The organism is Mucilaginibacter sp. AK015, assembly GCF_014200785.1.
In the GTDB taxonomy this organism is placed as follows: Bacteria; Bacteroidota; Bacteroidia; order Sphingobacteriales; family Sphingobacteriaceae; genus Mucilaginibacter.
The window spans coordinates 287,458-305,270 of record NZ_JACHCV010000003.1; the positions used below are offsets into that span (position 1 = coordinate 287,458).

The 17,813-nt window shown below is 44.3% G+C and carries 15 protein-coding genes; 7 read left to right on the forward strand and 8 right to left on the reverse strand.

The features are described from left to right. Window positions 1-67 precede the first annotated feature (67 nt). Window positions 68-919: a DUF5677 domain-containing protein gene (locus tag HDC91_RS13505; protein WP_183553019.1), complete on the reverse strand. Its 852-nt coding sequence runs from the start codon at window positions 917-919 to the stop codon at window positions 68-70. Between the two features lie 142 nt (window positions 920-1,061). Between HDC91_RS13505 and HDC91_RS13510 the strand changes: the two genes are divergently transcribed. Both HDC91_RS13510 and HDC91_RS13515 read left to right on the forward strand, forming a co-directional pair. Next, a complete protein-coding gene (locus HDC91_RS13510; protein WP_183553027.1) occupies window positions 1,062-1,478 on the forward strand; it encodes a very short patch repair endonuclease in 417 nt (138 codons plus the stop codon). Window positions 1,479-1,555: 77 nt separating this feature from the next. Beyond that, window positions 1,556-2,260, forward strand: coding sequence for a hypothetical protein (locus HDC91_RS13515; RefSeq protein WP_183553029.1), 705 nt, complete (start codon window positions 1,556-1,558; stop codon window positions 2,258-2,260). Here the strand turns inward: HDC91_RS13515 and HDC91_RS13520 are convergent, their stop codons facing one another. From HDC91_RS13520 to HDC91_RS13535, 4 genes are read right to left on the reverse strand one after another with little or no spacing between them, the layout of a single operon-like run. After that, window positions 2,261-3,241: a PD-(D/E)XK motif protein gene (locus tag HDC91_RS13520; RefSeq protein WP_183553031.1), complete on the reverse strand. Its 981-nt coding sequence runs from the start codon at window positions 3,239-3,241 to the stop codon at window positions 2,261-2,263. Window positions 3,242-3,245: 4 nt separating this feature from the next. After that, window positions 3,246-5,417: a Z1 domain-containing protein gene (locus HDC91_RS13525; RefSeq protein WP_183553033.1), complete on the reverse strand. Its 2,172-nt coding sequence runs from the start codon at window positions 5,415-5,417 to the stop codon at window positions 3,246-3,248. A gap of 1 nt (window position 5,418) precedes the next feature. After that, window positions 5,419-6,951, reverse strand: coding sequence for an ATP-binding protein (locus HDC91_RS13530; RefSeq protein ID WP_183553035.1), 1,533 nt, complete (start codon window positions 6,949-6,951; stop codon window positions 5,419-5,421). Continuing rightward, window positions 6,951-8,249, reverse strand: a complete 1,299-nt coding sequence (locus HDC91_RS13535; protein WP_183553036.1) for a DNA cytosine methyltransferase — start codon at window positions 8,247-8,249, stop codon at window positions 6,951-6,953. The genes HDC91_RS13530 and HDC91_RS13535 overlap by 1 nt, the downstream gene beginning before the upstream one ends. Before the next feature lie 322 nt (window positions 8,250-8,571). On the opposite strand from HDC91_RS13535, the gene HDC91_RS13540 reads away from it, so the two are divergent. Further along, window positions 8,572-9,408 (forward strand): DUF3883 domain-containing protein, encoded by an 837-nt coding sequence (locus HDC91_RS13540; protein WP_183553038.1) that lies wholly within the window; start codon window positions 8,572-8,574, stop codon window positions 9,406-9,408. Window positions 9,409-9,458: 50 nt separating this feature from the next. On the opposite strand, the gene HDC91_RS13545 is transcribed toward HDC91_RS13540, so the two are convergent. Further along, window positions 9,459-10,412, reverse strand: a complete 954-nt coding sequence (locus tag HDC91_RS13545) for an HNH endonuclease (protein WP_183553040.1) — start codon at window positions 10,410-10,412, stop codon at window positions 9,459-9,461. Window positions 10,413-10,684: 272 nt separating this feature from the next. Between HDC91_RS13545 and HDC91_RS13550 the strand changes: the two genes are divergently transcribed. The 4 genes from HDC91_RS13550 to istB all read left to right on the forward strand — a co-directional run bounded on the left by HDC91_RS13550 (window position 10,685) and on the right by istB (window position 15,502). Then, complete coding sequence (locus tag HDC91_RS13550) at window positions 10,685-11,899, forward strand: hypothetical protein (RefSeq protein ID WP_183553042.1); 1,215 nt, start codon at window positions 10,685-10,687, stop codon at window positions 11,897-11,899. Next, window positions 11,892-12,800: a hypothetical protein gene (locus HDC91_RS13555; RefSeq protein ID WP_183553043.1), complete on the forward strand. Its 909-nt coding sequence runs from the start codon at window positions 11,892-11,894 to the stop codon at window positions 12,798-12,800. The genes HDC91_RS13550 and HDC91_RS13555 overlap by 8 nt, the downstream gene beginning before the upstream one ends. Window positions 12,801-13,196: 396 nt before the next feature. After that, window positions 13,197-14,735 (forward strand): IS21 family transposase, encoded by a 1,539-nt coding sequence (istA, locus tag HDC91_RS13560; RefSeq protein ID WP_255476726.1) that lies wholly within the window; start codon window positions 13,197-13,199, stop codon window positions 14,733-14,735. A gap of 17 nt (window positions 14,736-14,752) precedes the next feature. Further along, complete coding sequence (istB, locus tag HDC91_RS13565; protein WP_183553047.1) at window positions 14,753-15,502, forward strand: IS21-like element helper ATPase IstB; 750 nt, start codon at window positions 14,753-14,755, stop codon at window positions 15,500-15,502. Window positions 15,503-16,150: 648 nt separating this feature from the next. Here istB and HDC91_RS13570 read toward each other — a convergent pair. Further along, entirely contained in the window at window positions 16,151-16,870 is a 720-nt protein-coding gene (locus HDC91_RS13570; RefSeq protein WP_183553049.1) for a DUF3307 domain-containing protein, read from the reverse strand. Then, window positions 16,870-17,436, reverse strand: a complete 567-nt coding sequence (locus HDC91_RS13575) for a hypothetical protein (RefSeq protein WP_183553051.1) — start codon at window positions 17,434-17,436, stop codon at window positions 16,870-16,872. Before HDC91_RS13575 ends, HDC91_RS13570 begins: the two co-directional genes overlap by 1 nt. Between the last annotated feature and the right edge of the window lie 377 nt (window positions 17,437-17,813).

Sequence of the window (17,813 nt, forward strand, 5' to 3'; positions counted from 1 at the left end):
AGTGACAAATGCTACTAAATCTGGCTATGGCTGATACCAAGCGTAAAACCGAGATTGCGAATTGATGCTACCGAAACTTGTCATAGTCCGGGTCATTAAAAGGGGCCATATGATATTGAGCCGTCAGCTCATGTATTTCCCTTAGGGATGCCGATAGGCTGGTAAAGAAAGTCGGATCAGCCTTCACGTATTTTACAGTATATAGCGCGGTTAGATAGCAGTAATGAAAGGAATCGCTTAGCAGGCGCAGGTAGTGGGCTACACTAACGTCGGCCTTTTCTTTTTCTGATCTTGACTCGCGCTCCCGAATCATATTAATGCCGATCTCATCGCCGTGAGCCACATGGCTTGACATTCTATAGGTATGTGTGACGAATTCTATCGATTCCAGTGCAGTGCCCTTATGTTTTGATGACAGATGCCGTACAATTTCACTGAAGGACCATTTCTGCTCCAGCTGCTTCCGAATTGTTTTATTCCATTTATTTCTTAGGCGCTGCTCTTCCTCTGCGGAAAGCACCTGGGGGGAGTACGCTAGCTTATAAAGCTTCTCCTCGCCCGTATGCTTAAGATTTTTCTGCGCCTGATCTGAAAGCTTTAGTGTATGGATTTCAGATAGCGCATACCAGAATTCGTGCAGCAGCATAGGTCGCTCGCTTTCCTCCGCGTCTGCGATGAAAGCAAATTTAACCAAAGTTTCCAGCGCGGATCTGACGATAATATCCGCATCCCACAGCAGGTCGCCCTGTGTCAGGACCGTCACGGCGCTAACTCTGTCTATAATATATTCAATCAGCGGGAAAACCTCCCTTAGCTGCTCGCCGTGCGGCTTAATAATTTCAAAAAGCTTTTTGTTGCAGGTGTCTATTGCCCCGAAATATGCTCCGGTTACAATTGCCTTATCCTTTTGCCAGTCCATTTTTCTAAAATAGAATTTTTTATGCTAAATCCACCCTGGCTAATGACTGGAGTCGTGATGTAAGACACGCTTTCAAGGGGCGCATTATTGATCCCTGAGTAATGCCAAGGGAACAATTTCGGATAGCGCTTGTAATAAGCATATGACATCATCATTTCCAAAGGGCAGCCGGAGCTATAATATGTCCCGCATCAAAAGTACTGACACCAGACCGGAAATGCTGGTTAGAAGATACCTGTTTGCTCAGGGGCTCAGGTATAGGCTGCATGATCGGCGGCTGCCGGGTAAGCCGGATATCGTGCTGCCAAAGTACAAAACGGTGATCCATATTCATGGCTGCTTCTGGCATAGCCATGCCGGCTGTGTGCTCAATAGGCTGCCGAAGTCAAAGCCGGAATACTGGATACCCAAACTTCAGGGTAATGCCAATAGGGATGCGGAAAACAGCGTGCGGCTAAAATCTCTTGGCTGGCGTACCTTAACCGTCTGGGAATGCGAGCTAAAGCCAAAAGTGATAGCAGATACGCTGGCTTCGCTGCTTAGGCAGATAAACTCATAAGCTCCCCTATGTATTCCGGAGCATTAGCGCTGTAAATTTCACAAATGAGATATTTTATCTATATCTTCATATATTATATGCTTAAACTTTATCCGAAAGAGCTTAAAGAAAAATTCACATCTGTTCTGTCTGAGACGTCTGATTTTGAGTTTCAGGAAGGCAACCCATTTTTTATAAGGCTCTCGGGTAAGCCTTACCTTATTTTTTTAAAAAATCTATCACCTGCTTATTTTAAGGGCAGCCCAGACATTACTCGTATTCAGCTCCCATACATGGAGATCTTTAATCAGGCGCTTCCTGCCGAAGCGGCTCTCATAGTTTTGGGCTATGACAGTGAGAATGATGTCTATGTAAGCTGGAGTCCCGCAAAATTGCGTCAGCGGATCAATACCAAAAATAATGTCTCTTTGTATGCAAGAACAACCGTTCAGCAGGCCGCAGTATCGGGTGGCTTTAAAATTGGCTCATTAAATACGGGGGAGACATTTGCCGCATTTGAGCGGAGGGCATTGCCTGACTTCTTTCAGAATATTGAAAAGCTCTTTCCCCAAGACAGCGCTAAGCCTGATCTATTTGAGCAGAAGATATCGTCTCCTGAAATCATAGCCGAAATTTCAGACCCTGCCATCATTGCTCAGATATTGCCCCTTCTTCAGGAAAGCAAAATATTGGAGGCTGCCACGGCATGCTATGACTACTATGGCATCATCTACGTAAATATGCGCATTAAGGACTGGCTGACCGTAGCAAAGAACATGTACGCTAAGCTCATCGAGCAATAATTATAGTGACTGAAAAAGGGCTGACTTTAATGCACCGGGCGTAGCGGGCCTGATACCGGTTAGATCACAGTCATAGCGAACGCTCCTAATTTGCACTGGAATGTGCTGAGGATGAATTCTCGGGATATCTTCTCCCCTAAAGAATGCGCAGCTATCAATTCCCTGTCTGTAGTCGAAATACACCTCGCCCGCTCGCTCCAGATCACTTCCAAGGATAATTCCAATTTTCTCTTTTAGCTGAAAGATTTTCGATGGATCATTGATCTTTTCTGCTATACTGCTCGATAAGTCGAGTATACTTTTACCCGTACTGGTTTCTATCGCGAAGATTGAGGCTATCAGCAGCGCTGAGCTTTTATTGGGTATAAGCTGATCAGCCGAAAAGCTATGCACCCGCCTACCGGAAGAGGTGCTTTTGACCTCAATTTTATCAGCGCCATCATTAAAATCAAATTTATCAGAATTTGATCGGTGCCAGGCTGACAATAGCAGTGATGGATTGCTGGCCCGCTCAATAACCAGCAGCTCGGCCCAAAGCCCCTGCAGGGTCTTAAGCGGTGGCGACGAAAGAGAGGTAAATAGCTTTATCAGGCTCTGGATATGCAGACTGAGATCCTTCTGGCTAAAGCCCTCAGGAAGGTTTGACAGCATCAGATAGGTGATATCCAGAAAATACTGAATAATTTCTGCTGAGCCGGCTTTTAGCTCAATAATAGTATAGTTGCTGATCTGATGCCTACGCTGATCAACGATCAGCTCACAGGGCTTGTTGAACTTTATGCTAAGCATGTCCAGAAGGTAATCACGCTGCGCGGCATCCTTATTCGTCTGGCGGCACTGAATAAAAAAGATTGGCAGATGGGACGCGGAAAGCCCCAGCCGATGACTGTCCAGTCCTGGAATAGCCGCCACATTAAATCCTTCAACTGAATTTTCGCCGGCTGCCGCTAGCGCCCGAAATTGATCTGCAAGATAAGCCATAGGGTTAAGCTGGGTTGCCAACAAAGCTGTGTGCCAGCGCCTCGGGATAATAGATACCCAAGGTATATATCACCTGATTACCCCACGCCGAATCATGCTTTAGCTTGATCTTATGAATCTGAATGCATAAAAAGTCCCGGAACATAATGCCCTTATCACCAGGATATTCCTCTATCCCAGAGGGAGACCGGCCAGAAAATATATTGTTGATCCTAAGCTTTCCGCCTTCCTCCACAAGCGAGCGCTCGCGTCCGGTGGCTACATCAAAAGCCATATCAAAAATATAGGCTTCCTTAAGATCCGTGGTTTCCGCAATATGCTTTAAATACTGGATAGTTGAAGATTTCCTCAGTGTATCCGGAACATTGGCAATCTTAAAATCCTTCAGAAAGCTGATGACGTCATCGATAGGAAGCTTGATATATCTATGATTTCTATCGGCGGTGCCATATTCATGAAAGGGCGTAAAGCTATGCTGCCGCTTGAAATTCTCAATAAAGCTAATGTTCTCCTCAATATGCTGCAGTGCATTAAGCTGTCTCCAGCCCTTGAGCTTTGATTTCACAACATCCTTGGTTAGGATATTCCCTCTGGTCGGATTCATTGAGCTGCTAAGAATAAGCACCTGCTCGAATTCCTCCAGGGTCTTACTTGCCAGTTCCCTGCGCATGATTTCCTCATGATCGACATATTCGACGTATTCATCTATAGAGCTTTGAGGAAGAAATACGCGGCAGGACTCCAGGTAGTTTCTTTTATAGCCAAAGAACCTGCACCGCTGCTGTATCGTGTCAGCATTTGCCTTTCCGATTGTATAGCGAGGCATGTAGGAGACAGCAAGCCCCTCAACAGTGTAGCCGCGATTTAGCATTTCCGCACCGATCAGGATATGCGCGGACGCGTTGCTCCAATTAATTTCACTGTTCTTTTTTGCGCTGCTAATCACCAGCTCGATGTTGTAATCCAGCACCACCTCACTTACATTCTCTATAACATCCTCAAAGGAGGGCGGTTCGGCTATTAATTTTATTGCTTCGGGATATAAGTATTTGAACTCTCTGATCAGTTCTTTTCGGCTTGGATCATTCACAGGGAGCCGCAGGCGATCCAGCCAGCTGCCGAGATAAGTCTTAACCCACTTATAAAATTTTCTGCTGGCATCCTGCTCACGGTCAGCATGTACAAGCATAGACAGAAAGCTCTCTTTTTCCTGAATATACACTACAATAGCAACACTCATCAGGAACAGCTGAAGCGCATCAACAAGGCTCTGCGGACATTCATCTAGGTTATTTCGCTTAAAATGGTAAACCTCATCTCGCGGGATATGCAGGACTAGTCCCAGGTTTTCCTTAAAGAACGTCTTCCCACCAGTATAGCTGTTCCCTGGCGTGAGCAGCACATGAAACTTAGGGGACAGCAGATCCATGATATTAATAAGGAGCGGTGCCTGCGGCGTAGCAGTGTACTGAATATAGGTGTGGTTTGGAATATGGTTCCTAAGATTCATGATACTGGAGTAGGTGGTGCTAAACTCGTCATCTTCCCAGTCCTCAGCCTTGCTATTCTTCCTGGCGTAGGTATTAAGGCTCGCCTGATCGGCCTCATCATCAATAATAAGAACACCGTCGGCTCCCAAGCTTCCGCTTACTTCGGCCGTCTGAAATATTTTGGTAAGCTCGGTAATGTGCTTGTAGTGCTTTAGCACAGTGATCAGTATTACAGGACGCTGGCTTTGGCTAAGCGCACCCTTGATCATGGTTTCTGCATCATCCGCTATGCTTGGACTTTGAAACACTTTATAACTTCGGCGATTTTTTGACTCAATCAATAAGTCTTTTTTTAGCCGCTTTGTGGTCTGCTCCAGCAGGTTATTCTTAATACCGGCAAAATAAATGATAATTCGGAACCCATTATCTGCGGCGAGAGCCGTCAATGTGGTAAAGGACATTGTCTTACCGCTTTGCACATAGCCTATGACAATGCCCGTCAGGCTACCAGGCTGGCCATTGGGATTATTGCAGCTGGACAGGATCTGAACGGTTTCGGCCAGCAGCGTATCTCGCTCCTCACTGGTAAGCTTATCGTTACTGCTAAGCAGGCTGCTGGTCTGGCTGCCGATTTTTATCTCAAAGCCATTTGCGTGCTGCGGTACGATCTTTAATGTCTCTGCCATGCTATAGGTTTCTTAAAAAGTTGTTAAAGTTTGTTCTGACATTGCCGGCGCCCTTTGTGCCCTGCGAGGAGGCATAGATCTCGGCAATGACCAGGGATTTGATAATATGAATTACTGGCTTATAGTCCTCATCGGTTCGAAACAGCTCAAAGCGCTTAAAAAAGGGATGACTGAGATTGATCCTATATACCGCCGATTTGCTGAATGTGCCATTGTCTTCTATAGAAAGCGAGTATAGATTAGAGATTGAAGGCTCGTTGATCAGCTCCATTTTGAGGTGATAGGTCTCATCCTTAACGGGAATGGTAAATGAGAGGCTATCAATAACCTTCGTCCGAAGTTCCAGCTTAGTATTATTATCATCAATATCCTTATTCCCAATTTCCTGAAGCGATACCACTATCTTTTCCTCTATCGGCTTTTCTGCATTTTCCTGATTAAGCGAGGTGACCAGTGATTTGGCAACCTTCTCCGTGTTTTCCTTGGGCTTAGGCTTGCGAAATTCATCGCCCTGCTTAAGCAGATTAAATGACTTGCTGGATAGCTCTATCTTGAGTGCATCCATTAAGGCCTCGATCTCACTGGTCTCCTGAAAGCTGCCCTTGTTAAAGCTAACATCAAACCCCTCCAGCTCGAGTTCCCCAAACAGCCGCTTATGCCTGGGGGACCCTATCTGGCCGCAGATCACTTTTGGGCGATACTTTTCATCGTGACTTCCTTCTATCACCCGTCCGCGGCGAAAAAGCGAAAATCCATTATGCTCCGTTGTTGATAGCTCATTCAGCAGCGCTACAAATCCCTTAGCACTGTATTTGCCCATTGTGAAGCTGATGTCTTTTTTCCATAGCAGGCTTCGGCCCTCTGGATCAGTTGTTGGGGGCGCGTTAAGTATCTCAGGGTCCTTATAGTTCAGTGCCTCTGTGTTGATTCTTAGCAATAATTGTCCGGAGCGAATATATTTTCTATAGATGCTGGCGAGATGATTTTTGAGCTTGGTCATCTGAAATGCAGAAGGCGCATTAGCAGTAAGGCCGCGAAGCATGATCTCAGTATAATGATCCGCGGCGCTTTTTGGGGTAGTGATCACATCAAGCACCTCGCTTTCATCAGCCAGGACTTGCTGAAGGTCAAAGGTGACCAGGCGCTCCTCGCTTTCTCCCAGCGCAGCCGATCTGACCGTCCACACCTCAGAAAGCCATATGGAGGCTGTCTTCATACCCATGCCGAATTCATGCAGGCCGGTATTATCCAGGGGAATATTAGCCGGCTCAAATGCTCTTGGAAAATTCTCCTGATTAATTCCCCCCGCATTATCAAAGATGCGAATATAGCTTTGCTCCCAGTTGATATCTATATCAACCATAAATTGATAGTCATCACCATGCACCGCAATTAGCGCAGTTTTGTTATTCTCATAGCTCTGAACAGCATTATCCACATATTCACCTATCGCATACCACACTTTGTTCTGCAGATTCCGAAACACGCTGTAGGTGCCGGGCTTGAATTTGATGGAAACGGAGTTTATAGCCATTATTGAATCAGTTTTTGCGCAATTTTGGAAACTACCCTGACATTGACCGCATTACCTAGTGCCTTGAAAGCCTTTGCGATAGTCGGCGGAAGCTCCTTTAGATTTTCCATGCATTGTATTTTTGCTGCCTCTTTCCTGGTCATATACCTATCCATCCACGGGAAGATAGGAATCTGAGTTGTGGTTAGAACGAGCGCAGGTGAATATGTCGGCATTTTAACACGCAGCCCCGATGGCCTAAACTGAATAATCTTGTCATTGATCGTTAGAGCAGTCTTAGTGCCACAATTCCATTCGAATTTCTGGTGGCTGTTCTCAAAGCTTTTAATCTTTGGTATCCAATCATCAAGCCATTCCTTATGCTTTTCGTAGAACGCGCGGTTACTTCTAATATACGATTTTTTCCAATCAGGAAAGTCGGTCTGATCTTTCTTGGTATCTGCCTGTGCGTAAATTGGCAGGCAGCTTAGCGCATCATCCATGGAATGACCCTCGATGGGCTCGCCAAATTTCCCTTTATATTTCATCAGCTCCGATTTCTCCTGCTTAATGGGAGCGCGGCCTTCAAAGGGATATGTAGCGCCAAATTCCATTGCCCAGACTGGAAAGCTCGGCGCTTCTTCCGGGGTAAGATGATCTAAGAATTCCTGCCAAACAGCGATATGGTTCTTTGTGGCCGGACGAAGCGTCATGTAGTCATCGTCATCCTCAATGATAATATCCTTGATACTGATTTCCTTTACTTCTTTTTCGGGAAATGTAAAATAGGATAGTCCACCTTTTTTCTTTAATCTGCAGACAATGTACATCCTCAGCCGGTGCTGGGCAATGCCAAAATGATGCGGAGACATAACCTGCTCCTTAACGTCATATAGCACTGAAAGCAGGCCGTGTATCTTAGTCCAGGTATTGCCTTCATCATGGCCTTTCAGATTGGGAACGTTCTCCAGCAGAATATACTCGGGCTTATGATAATTAACGATTTCCATGATCTTATAAAAAAGATTGCCATTTGTTGGATCTTCCAGGCCAAGCTGGAAACCGGCCTTCGAGAACGGCTGGCAGGGAAATCCAGCACACAGGATCTGATGCGCGGGTATGGACTTGACGTCCACCGAATTGATATCGCCTGCTATGTCCGTATCATGATTTTTCTTGTAGAGATCGCGCAGTTCCGGATTAAGCTCGCTGGCAAAGACACATTCATGTCCCAATTCAGCCAGAGCGAGATGGAACCCGCCCAGTCCCGCGAACAGATCGATAAATTTTAACTTATTTGTTTTATAAAGCTCTGACATTAAGGAAAAAGGTTAAGCCGCCTAAATTATTAGCGCCCGAATATACTAATATTTTTAGTAAATGAAAGTGCGATGCATAAAAATTGCTAGCGGCAATGATTGCGCTTCCACTATCAAGCCACTGGACACAAAAATCCTGACTACAATATGCTGTAGAAATTGGAAGCGATGGGAGCTGATTAGGTATAAGCACGATAGATTATAGGCTAGGCTGACAAATATAAAATGTTTGATAAATATATTTCATATTCTATGATTATCTATAATAACTTGGCTTTATAGTTTTATATATTTAGTGCTTATTAATCTGATTTTAAATTAAATGCCTGTAAACGACTGGTCTGATAATGAAGTTGAGCTAATTGTGGCCGACTATTTTTCAATGCTTCAGGACGAGCTGCGCGGTATAAAGATTAATAAGACCCAGCACCGTGAGGCTTTAATACCCTTACTGAACGGTCGGCCAAGAGGGTCTGTCGAATTTAAGCACCAGAATATTAGCGCGGTGATGGTTGAAATGGGATTGCCATTTATTCGTGGCTATAAGCCGCTTTATAATGCGCAAAAAACTAAAATAAGAGCGGCCATTCAACACTATATGGAGCACAGCCCCACAGCCGAGGACACATTTTTACAGTTTTCAGACGACGTTAGCCAGCCGCTAGCCTCAGCGGACTTTGATAGCTGGATCGTACCGCCGCCTGTGCTACGCCCCATGCCTGAGAAGAAGGATCGGATGGCAAGGCCGGTAAAAATAAACTACCTGGAGCGTGAGCAAAGAAACTCGGCGCTGGGCATGAAAGGCGAGGAATTGGTGGTGGCTTATGAGCGGCACAGGCTTATCAGCTCTGGAAAGGAGGCGCTCGCTGATCGAGTCGAATGGTGCTCAAGGGAGCAGGGCGACGGACTGGGCTTCGACATTCTTTCGTGTGAGCTCAGCGGGAAGGATAGATATATTGAAGTTAAGACAACTAAGCTTTCACGGGAAACCCCGTTCTTTTTTACTGCAAATGAGCTAAGCTTCTCAATAGCTCGACAGGACAGCTTTCATCTTTATAGGGTCTTCGACTACAGTGATCGGCCGCGCATTTTTATGCTAGGCGGCCGCTATGATCATTTTTGCCATATAGAGCCAGTGCAATATTTGGGCAGGTTCTAATGTCGGGGCTCCGTTTACAGTTGCTGCTTGAGGATTAAATTATTGGCACGTCAGCGATCCATAAATATACTCCATTTAATTGCCAGCGCAAGCGGAGAAAGCAGCCCAATTCCATTTTTTATTTTTAGTGTATGGCCGCAAAAATCCTCATAGGAGGTATTTTTCAAAATTGGGCTAATATGAATAGCCAGTGTGGATGGCTCTATACCTAGGAGATCCGCGTCAAAAAGAGCATGCAGATCCTTTCTTAGTAAAAGGCCATTGCTCAGATGATTATCATCAATGCCCCTGTAGGGGCAGATATGGCTTGCGTCTATTGCTTCCGGAATAGCACAGCCCGATATCATGCATTTCATGCCATGCCGCTCAATAAGCAGCTGCCTGAATTTACCCTGCTCAGGCCGGATGGCGCTTTTCAAAAGCCGGTAATCCCTGCTATCCGTAAGCGAAGGCGCATAAGGTATTATAACACTGTCAGGAATGGGAGTCTCCGTAAGTAACCGAAACATTGGAAAATGGTGATCTAGCACAGTCATGTCAGCAGACTGAATAGAATAATAGGCATTATAGCTGTTGTAATATTTCGCTAGGACACCTGCTGGAACACGTTCGCTGATACGGATATAATCCGCTGAGTATATTGCCTTGGATTGGCTTACGGATATGGTGCTAACAATGGGAGTGCTAAACTCATGCTTATTCTTGCAGCGAAACTCCGGCAGGGCTTTTTTTCGCGCAGCAAGGCGCTTAGTCCCGCACACCGGACATGCGTATTGCTTTTTGGGTATATTATGCTGTACCGTTATTCTTTCGATCGTTGCAATACCAGCAACGTGCTTTTTATTGACAATAATAGCTAGGTCGCCTTCCCTAACTCTATTATGATTAATAACTGTATTATCGTAAACGTAGGCAAGCTCAGGCTCGTCAGCGTAGCCCTCATTACCGCCAAAAGAGCGCTCCTCCTCAAATGATTTAAATACCCAAAGTGTTTTTTGCTCCATAAATTATGATAGGCCCGGTTTGAACAAAGTTCAACATTCAATTAAGTGTAAATCTACACGAAATATTAAATATCAAAAAGTGGGCTTTTAAGATAGAATCACTTGTAATTAATATATTTTAATATCTTAGCTATTATAAACCTGCTCACTTTGTCATTCTATGCATAGCAATTTTTCTATTTATATGCGGCCGCAGACCAGCGTACATCAAATTTCAGCTTCAGCGATTTTTGTACCTTCATCGAACTTAACTTCATTATACTCGTGTTAATATGCCAGATACCGAAGAGTTAATACCCAGTGCGGATTTTCCCGGAAGAGGAAAGCGCAAGCCGCAGATCAATATCCCATTAGACATCATCTCGCTTGATACGGCAAATCCGCGTCTCGCTAAGCAAAGAGATGCGATAGAGGATATAGATATTCTACGAACACTTTATACGGAGTACGACCTCGAGGAACTCGCCATGTCTATGGCAGCGAACGGGTATTTCGATGAGGAGCCGATCATTGTTGTGCCGAAGTCACTTCCTGAAGGGTATGAAATTGATGAGGACAAGTCTCCAGATGAGATTCAGGAGGAGCTAAAGGCATTTATCGAAAGCGGCACCATAAGCTTTATCGTGGTTGAAGGCAATCGCAGGATAGGAACAGCAAAGATCCTGACAAGCGAGGAAATTAGAAATACACTGAATATCCGTGGCGCTGTATTTTCAACACCGGCTAATCCAGCAATAGTTGATGATCTCCGAACTATCCCCGCCATTGTTTATGCGGATCGTAATAAAGTATCGCCATATCTGGGTGTCAGGCATATCTCGGGACTGCTAAAATGGGATGCATATGCGAAAGCTGCATATATCGCTCAGAATATTGAGCAAAGTGTGCAGGCGGGGGCCAGCTACAGTGAAAGCATTACCAAATTACAATCCCATCTGCCCGATCGCAGCGATATTATAAAGAAACAGTACCTGTGCTATCGCGTACTTGCAGAGGCGGAGCGGAAACTGCAATATGATACAGCGGAAATTAAAGACCGCTTTTCCCTGATCACGGTTGCCCTTAATTCACCGGCGATTAGAAGCTACATCGGTGTTGCCAGCTATAGAGATGCGGATTTTGACCACGATATAGTGCCAGATGATCACATCGACGAACTGCGTGATGTGCTGACCTGGATCTACGGCAATGGAGATATAGAACCGATCCTTACGGATTCACGCCTTATAACATCCAGGCTCGCGCCGGTGCTGGCAAGCGCTGCTGCAACCGCATACCTTAAAGCGAATAACAATCTAAACGATGCATACGAGCGCAGTGATGGCGAAAAGAATTATGTACTGAAAAAGCTTGCAAATGCAAGCAGAGATATTCGGTTTGCCGCCCGGTATGTCCAAGCCTATAGAACTGACGAGCAATATGTGCAGGCAATTGATGAGACGCTATTATTAATTACGGAACTAAAAGCTGCATGCGAAAATGATTGAGCTACAGGATACCGCTTCAGTGTTAAGAATGGCGGATTGGGTTGAATTAAATGTCATGTTCACCTCTACGCCTTTGTCTAAGGCTAAGATTAGCTCACTTATAAATGCGAGTGGTGATACCGATATAGCTGAACTGGAGGAAGGCGATTTAGCTGCCGACGGCGCTGAGGAAGAAGGCGATGCTGGTGAGGAGAGTAATAATGAAGTCGGTGATTATGAGTTGTTCGATAGCATATTGCAAGAGCTGGATCGCAGGCGAAAGCTATATGGCGATCATCCGCCTTATACGATAGAGAATAACGTGGTACTGCCTGGATTATCCTGGCTGGACGCTCCAGAGCTTTTTATGTGCCTACTATTTGCGTATTGGGGAGCCTGGAATAAGCATTCAGCAACAAAGCTTTTTGAGCGGCTATCAAATGAGGTAATCATCTCCTATTTAGGCGGGCAGGCGGTTACGCTAGGATTCCCAAATCCAGAGAATCTTTCGGATCAGCTTGACGCGCTTGCAGCGCTTCTATTTGAACGACGAGGCAACAGAAACCCGGAGTTTACAGATAAGGATCGCGGCGTGGACGTGGTCGGCTGGAAATCATTTAATGATAGCAGAAACGGACAGATTGTGGTTTTAATGCAGTGCGCCGCTGGAAGAACTTGGGAAAATAAAAAGCAGATACCTCTGCCAGCGTGGTCTCAGTATATTAACTGGAATTATACTACCACACTCCAAAGTATGAGTGTAACTGAAATTATCACTTCGGCGCGATGGCAAAATCGAATCGATGAATATGGTATTCTTTTCGATCGTGCAAGAATATTTCAATATTTATATAGGCCAGGTTATCCAACAAATCAGCCCTTGAGAGACGAAATTTTAGATTGGTGTACCCAGCAGGTATAACAGTTGTGGAACGCTAATAGCACCTGTAAGATAAAATTACGTCTACAATTATTTTTTTGATAGCACTACTCCTGCAGATTTCCTTTCCTGATACTAATTGTAACTAGATACTCCAAGAATATTGGGTTAAAGTAACAGTAATATCTGCGTCGTCATCTAATGCTAATTAAACTGGCTTGTTTATGATACGTCGTAATGGTGAAAAGTGTGTTTTAGGATCTGTAGGTCTCGTTGAAACCGATCATCTGTTCCGACTCGCACGCTGGTTTCGCGGTCAGGCAGACCAAAGTAATCCGGAGCAAACTAACCATCTTGATTTTTTAGCTGTGCTTTAGCAACAAACATTGTTCCTGGTAAGACTATCCAGTTGAGCTAATGGCTAATACGACTTTAAGCATGAGTAAAATCAGACAAGTACTAAGAATGTATGACCAGGGACGAAGCAAGCAATTTATCGCCCTGCACCTAAATGTAGCACGCAACACCGTAAAGAAATACCTGGCCGCCTATGACGCCGGCGGCTTTAGCTTCAAGGAGATCAACGCTTTGAATGATAAGGAGCTGGAGGACTTTTTTGGTAAAGCCCGAGAGCGGGAACGAGGTCCTAGCCAGCGTATGCAGTCGCTGCTGCGCTGCTTTCCCCATGTAGATAAAGAGCTTAAGCGCACCGGAATGACTCGTAAAATTCTTTGGGAAGCTTATAAAACAGAGTTTCCTGATGGTTACGCTTATACACAATTCTGCGACTATTATGTGAGCTGGAAAGGCCGGGTAAATCCTACGATGCACCTAGATCATAAGGTCGGAGATAAATTATTTGTAGACTTTGCCGGTGAAAAGCTAAGCTATATAGATAAGGAAACCGGCGAAGAGATCGCTGTCGAAGTGTTTGTGGCCATACTGGCCGCCAGCCAGCTGACGTACGTAGAGGCGGTTCACAGCCAGCAGAAAGAGGACTTTATTACAGGCTGTGAGAACACGATGCATTACATCGGCGGGGTTCCGCAGGCTCTGGTGCCAGATAACCTGAAGGCGGCAGTGACTAAAAGCAACCGCTATGAGCCTACTCTGAATGAAACTTTTCTAGACTTCGCCAATCACTACGGTACCACGGTTTTGCCTGCCAGGGCTTATCGGCCGCGTGATAAGGCTTTAGTGGAAGGCGCGGTAAAAATCATGTACAGGCGCTTATATGTGCCTATACGCCAGAAAACCTTTTTCTCCCTGAAAGCGCTGAATATAGCTATCCGGGAGATACTGGATGAGCATAATAACCAGCCCATGAAAGGCCGTAATTACAGCCGCAGGATGCAGTTTGAAGAGATCGAGCGGGAGACGCTTGATCCGCTACCGGTACAGCGCTACGAGTTCAAAAAGATTTTTCATGCTACGGTGATGAAAAACAGCCATGTCTGCTTAGGGCCTGATAAGCATTACTACAGTGTACCGATCCGCCTGATCGGTAAAAAGATAAAGATTCTGTATTCCGGCTCTACGGTAGAGATTTTTTCCAACTACGACCGCGTTGCTGTCCACAAGCGCAGCAAAACACCTTACCAGCATTCCACCCAGCAGGAGCACCTGGCACATACACACCGCTATTCCAATGAAAGAACACCTGAAAAGTTCCTGGAGGAAGCGGCTGCCTACGGTGAAGATGTTCGCTTATACATCGTTAAGATCCTGGAACGCAAGCAGCATCCTGAGCAAATCCGCAAGTCCTGTGAGGGTATCTTAAGCCTAGGTAAAAAGGCCGGTGCAGAGCGTCTGACCAATGCCTGCAGAAAGGCGATGGACTATGGGGTCTATACCTACAAAAACATTCAATCCATCCTGGAGAACAACATGGACAGCTATAAGGAGAGCAGCATCTTTGCTGATGAGCTCCCCATGCCTGCCCACGATAACATTCGTGGAGAAGAATATTACAAGTAACCTTTACAATCATAAACATGAATACAACTACATTAGAGAAACTTCGTAAACTGAAGTTCACAGGCATGTACAATGCCTTTAAAGCTAATCTGGAGAATGGTAAGTCTGAGGAATATACCACTGATCAGCTACTGGCCTTGCTGGTAGATGCCGAATACGATTACCGGATGAACAAACGGATAGAGAGCCTAATTTTCAACGCCAGGTTCCGCTATAAGGCTTCTATTGAGGAGATGAACTACCATCCCGAAAGAAACATCGATAGGAACTTTGTCCAGCGCCTGGCAGACTGTACTTTTATTGCCCGGGCAGAGAACATCCTAATTACCGGATCTACCGGCTGCGGCAAGAGTTACCTGGCAACTGCATTAGGTATAAATGCATGTGAAAAAGGCTACAGAGCCTTGTATATGAGTATTACGAAATTATTCCCTAAGCTAAAGATGGCTAAGGCTGACGGCACGTATATTAAGGAAATCGCTAAGATCGAAAGAATGAACCTGGTGATCTTTGATGATTTCGGAATACATCCCCTGGATGCGCAAAGCCGTGCTATCCTGATGGAAATTATTGAAGACATTCATGGAAAGACTTCAATGATCTTTACTTCACAGCTACCAGTTAATAAATGGTTTGAAGTAATTGGGGAAAGAACGATTGCAGATGCTATACTGGACAGAGTTACTCCGGAAGCTCATCGAATCGAGATCGAGGGAGAATCCATGCGCAAGCGAAGGAGTAGGAAATCTGAATACGAATATGAATAGAAAAAGTAATTTATCTTGTATAATCAGTATTTCAGTATGATCGGGGAAGGAACAGCATCTCAATATCAAACTTTCTTTTTAATTAAAATAGAGCGATATTTAAGGTCCCGTAAAAATGGAAAATTGAGTGGAGAATTAAAATTTGGGGTGTTTTGGAGGTTCCGCTGAAATTGACCACCTGATTCCGATTTAAAGTGACCACCCATTCCGGATTCAAAGTGAGCAGGGTATTCCGGATCAAACTGACCACCCCGTTTTTGTAACTACGCTTTAGATACTGCTTGTGCTGTTTAGAAGCGTGATATGGCGACCCGATGAAAAAGTTAATCGGGAGCCTGATCGCGTAAGGGAAATGGTCCTGTAAAGCCGCTATTAAAGCGATGGACGATGATTACCGAAAGAGATATGCGGTAACTACCCAGGTGTTTCAAGCTTCTAAGAAAAAGCATGAGCGCCACCAGACCAATTGGGAAAAGGTAAATAAGCTATCTTTGTTTTATGCTGCTAAAGCATCTGCTGCATTTCTTTGCCAGCAAAATAGGTGGTCAGTTTGCCACGGAATAGGGTGTAACATATCTCCGAAACACCCAACCACAGCAGCAACAAAAACAAGCGCTCAATACCATAATCTATAGTTAATATAATTAACTATAGATTATGAAAGAGGTAACTGACTATTGCGCCTAGGATAGCTGCTGATGCAAAACTCATTAGCGTTCCCACTAATATATATTCGGTCTTTTTTTGCGCGCGCTCTTCTGCATCGCCAAAGCGCAGAATAGATTTAGCTGCCATCAAAAACCCCAATGCCGTATATTGATTGGTAATGATGAAAGTAAGTATCAATACCCTTTCACAGCGACCGATCCATATACCGGCTTTATCTAAGCCTGCTGTGTCCATTCCGGCTTCTTTTTGCCATTTGCCAGTGGCAATCCCGATAGCTATGCCTAATGGCCCTGTTACCAGGTAGTAAGCGATTATTAATATCCAAAAATGTGTCGAGTTTAAGTACTTGGGTATCCAGGTAAGTACCGTGTTGGCATCAAAATAAAATATGGTCCAAACAGCGACTATTACAAATACATGAAGTAATTGATCGGCAAGGAAGTATGCAAATGTATGAGAACGATGGCTCTTCCAGATATCGATTAATAAGTGACTTACCATGACAATCAAAGGCAGATACCAGTGATTCCAGTCCCATAAAAACAGGTACGTTAGCACTGTTACTACCAGTATGTGATAGTACATTTCCGGAGCTTTCTCCTTTTTGACATTCTTAGCTTTAACCCATTTTGTTGGCTGTAACAAGAAATCACTTAGCAGATGTGCTAATAGCAAACGTAATAATAGGGTTAGTTCCATTACAGATATTGCTTTTCCAATTCTTTGCTAATATAGTTAATTCCTTTTTCTACTTCTTTCCATCTTGCGGCTCGCAGACTAAATGCAACTGCGGGTTGGGTCATTTTTAGCTTTTTGGCTACCTGCTCCTGGGTATTATCATCCTTTTCCAGAAATTGAAAAATAGTCTCCGCCTGTGTTCGTGTCCAGCTCCTGATGATCGAGTTCATGAACATCAGTAACATTTCAAAGACCTCGTTACTTTTTTCGTCGGCAGTAGTTAGCCTTATAATATCATCCTTATTTAATTGGTCAAACTTCCTCCCCGATAGATGAAATGCTTCTCCATCTGAATCCAGTACATTCTTACCCTCGTAAGCGACTCCTCCAATACCGATAGATAACCGGGTGCCTAACGGAACACGAGGGTCTGTGGCAGCCCTTCTTCCCGAACTAAAGCGATCTGAATTAAGTTTAAACCAGCATATCAATTGAATACATCTTTTTAACACCTGGCTAATATCATCTATGATTAGCTGGTAGCTATCTCCTCTAAATACCTGGGCATCCTTCGTATTCTTGACCATAGTTTTCATCAGTTGTTCCGTCTCAACAACTAATTTGCTACGTCTTTCACTCGAAAGCTTAGTAAAGTTCTTAATATCTCCTGTTACTACAGCATATATTTTCATACCTAATGTATCTCCTGTTACTAAGTTATAAGTAATTTTGCTTATATCATAGAATTATAAGTGATTTTACTTATAATAGGTATATATAAGCCAATATGCTTATATCTCTTATCTTTATCTACATACTCTCTAGTACCAGTATTATAATGTAAAGCATGTAATCTTGCCTATTATTTTAGGCATATAACTACAACATCAATATCTTGGATGTTAGCCCGCATCTACAATATTGACTAACAAAACATTGTATTCAAAAATGGGAAGTTTTATCA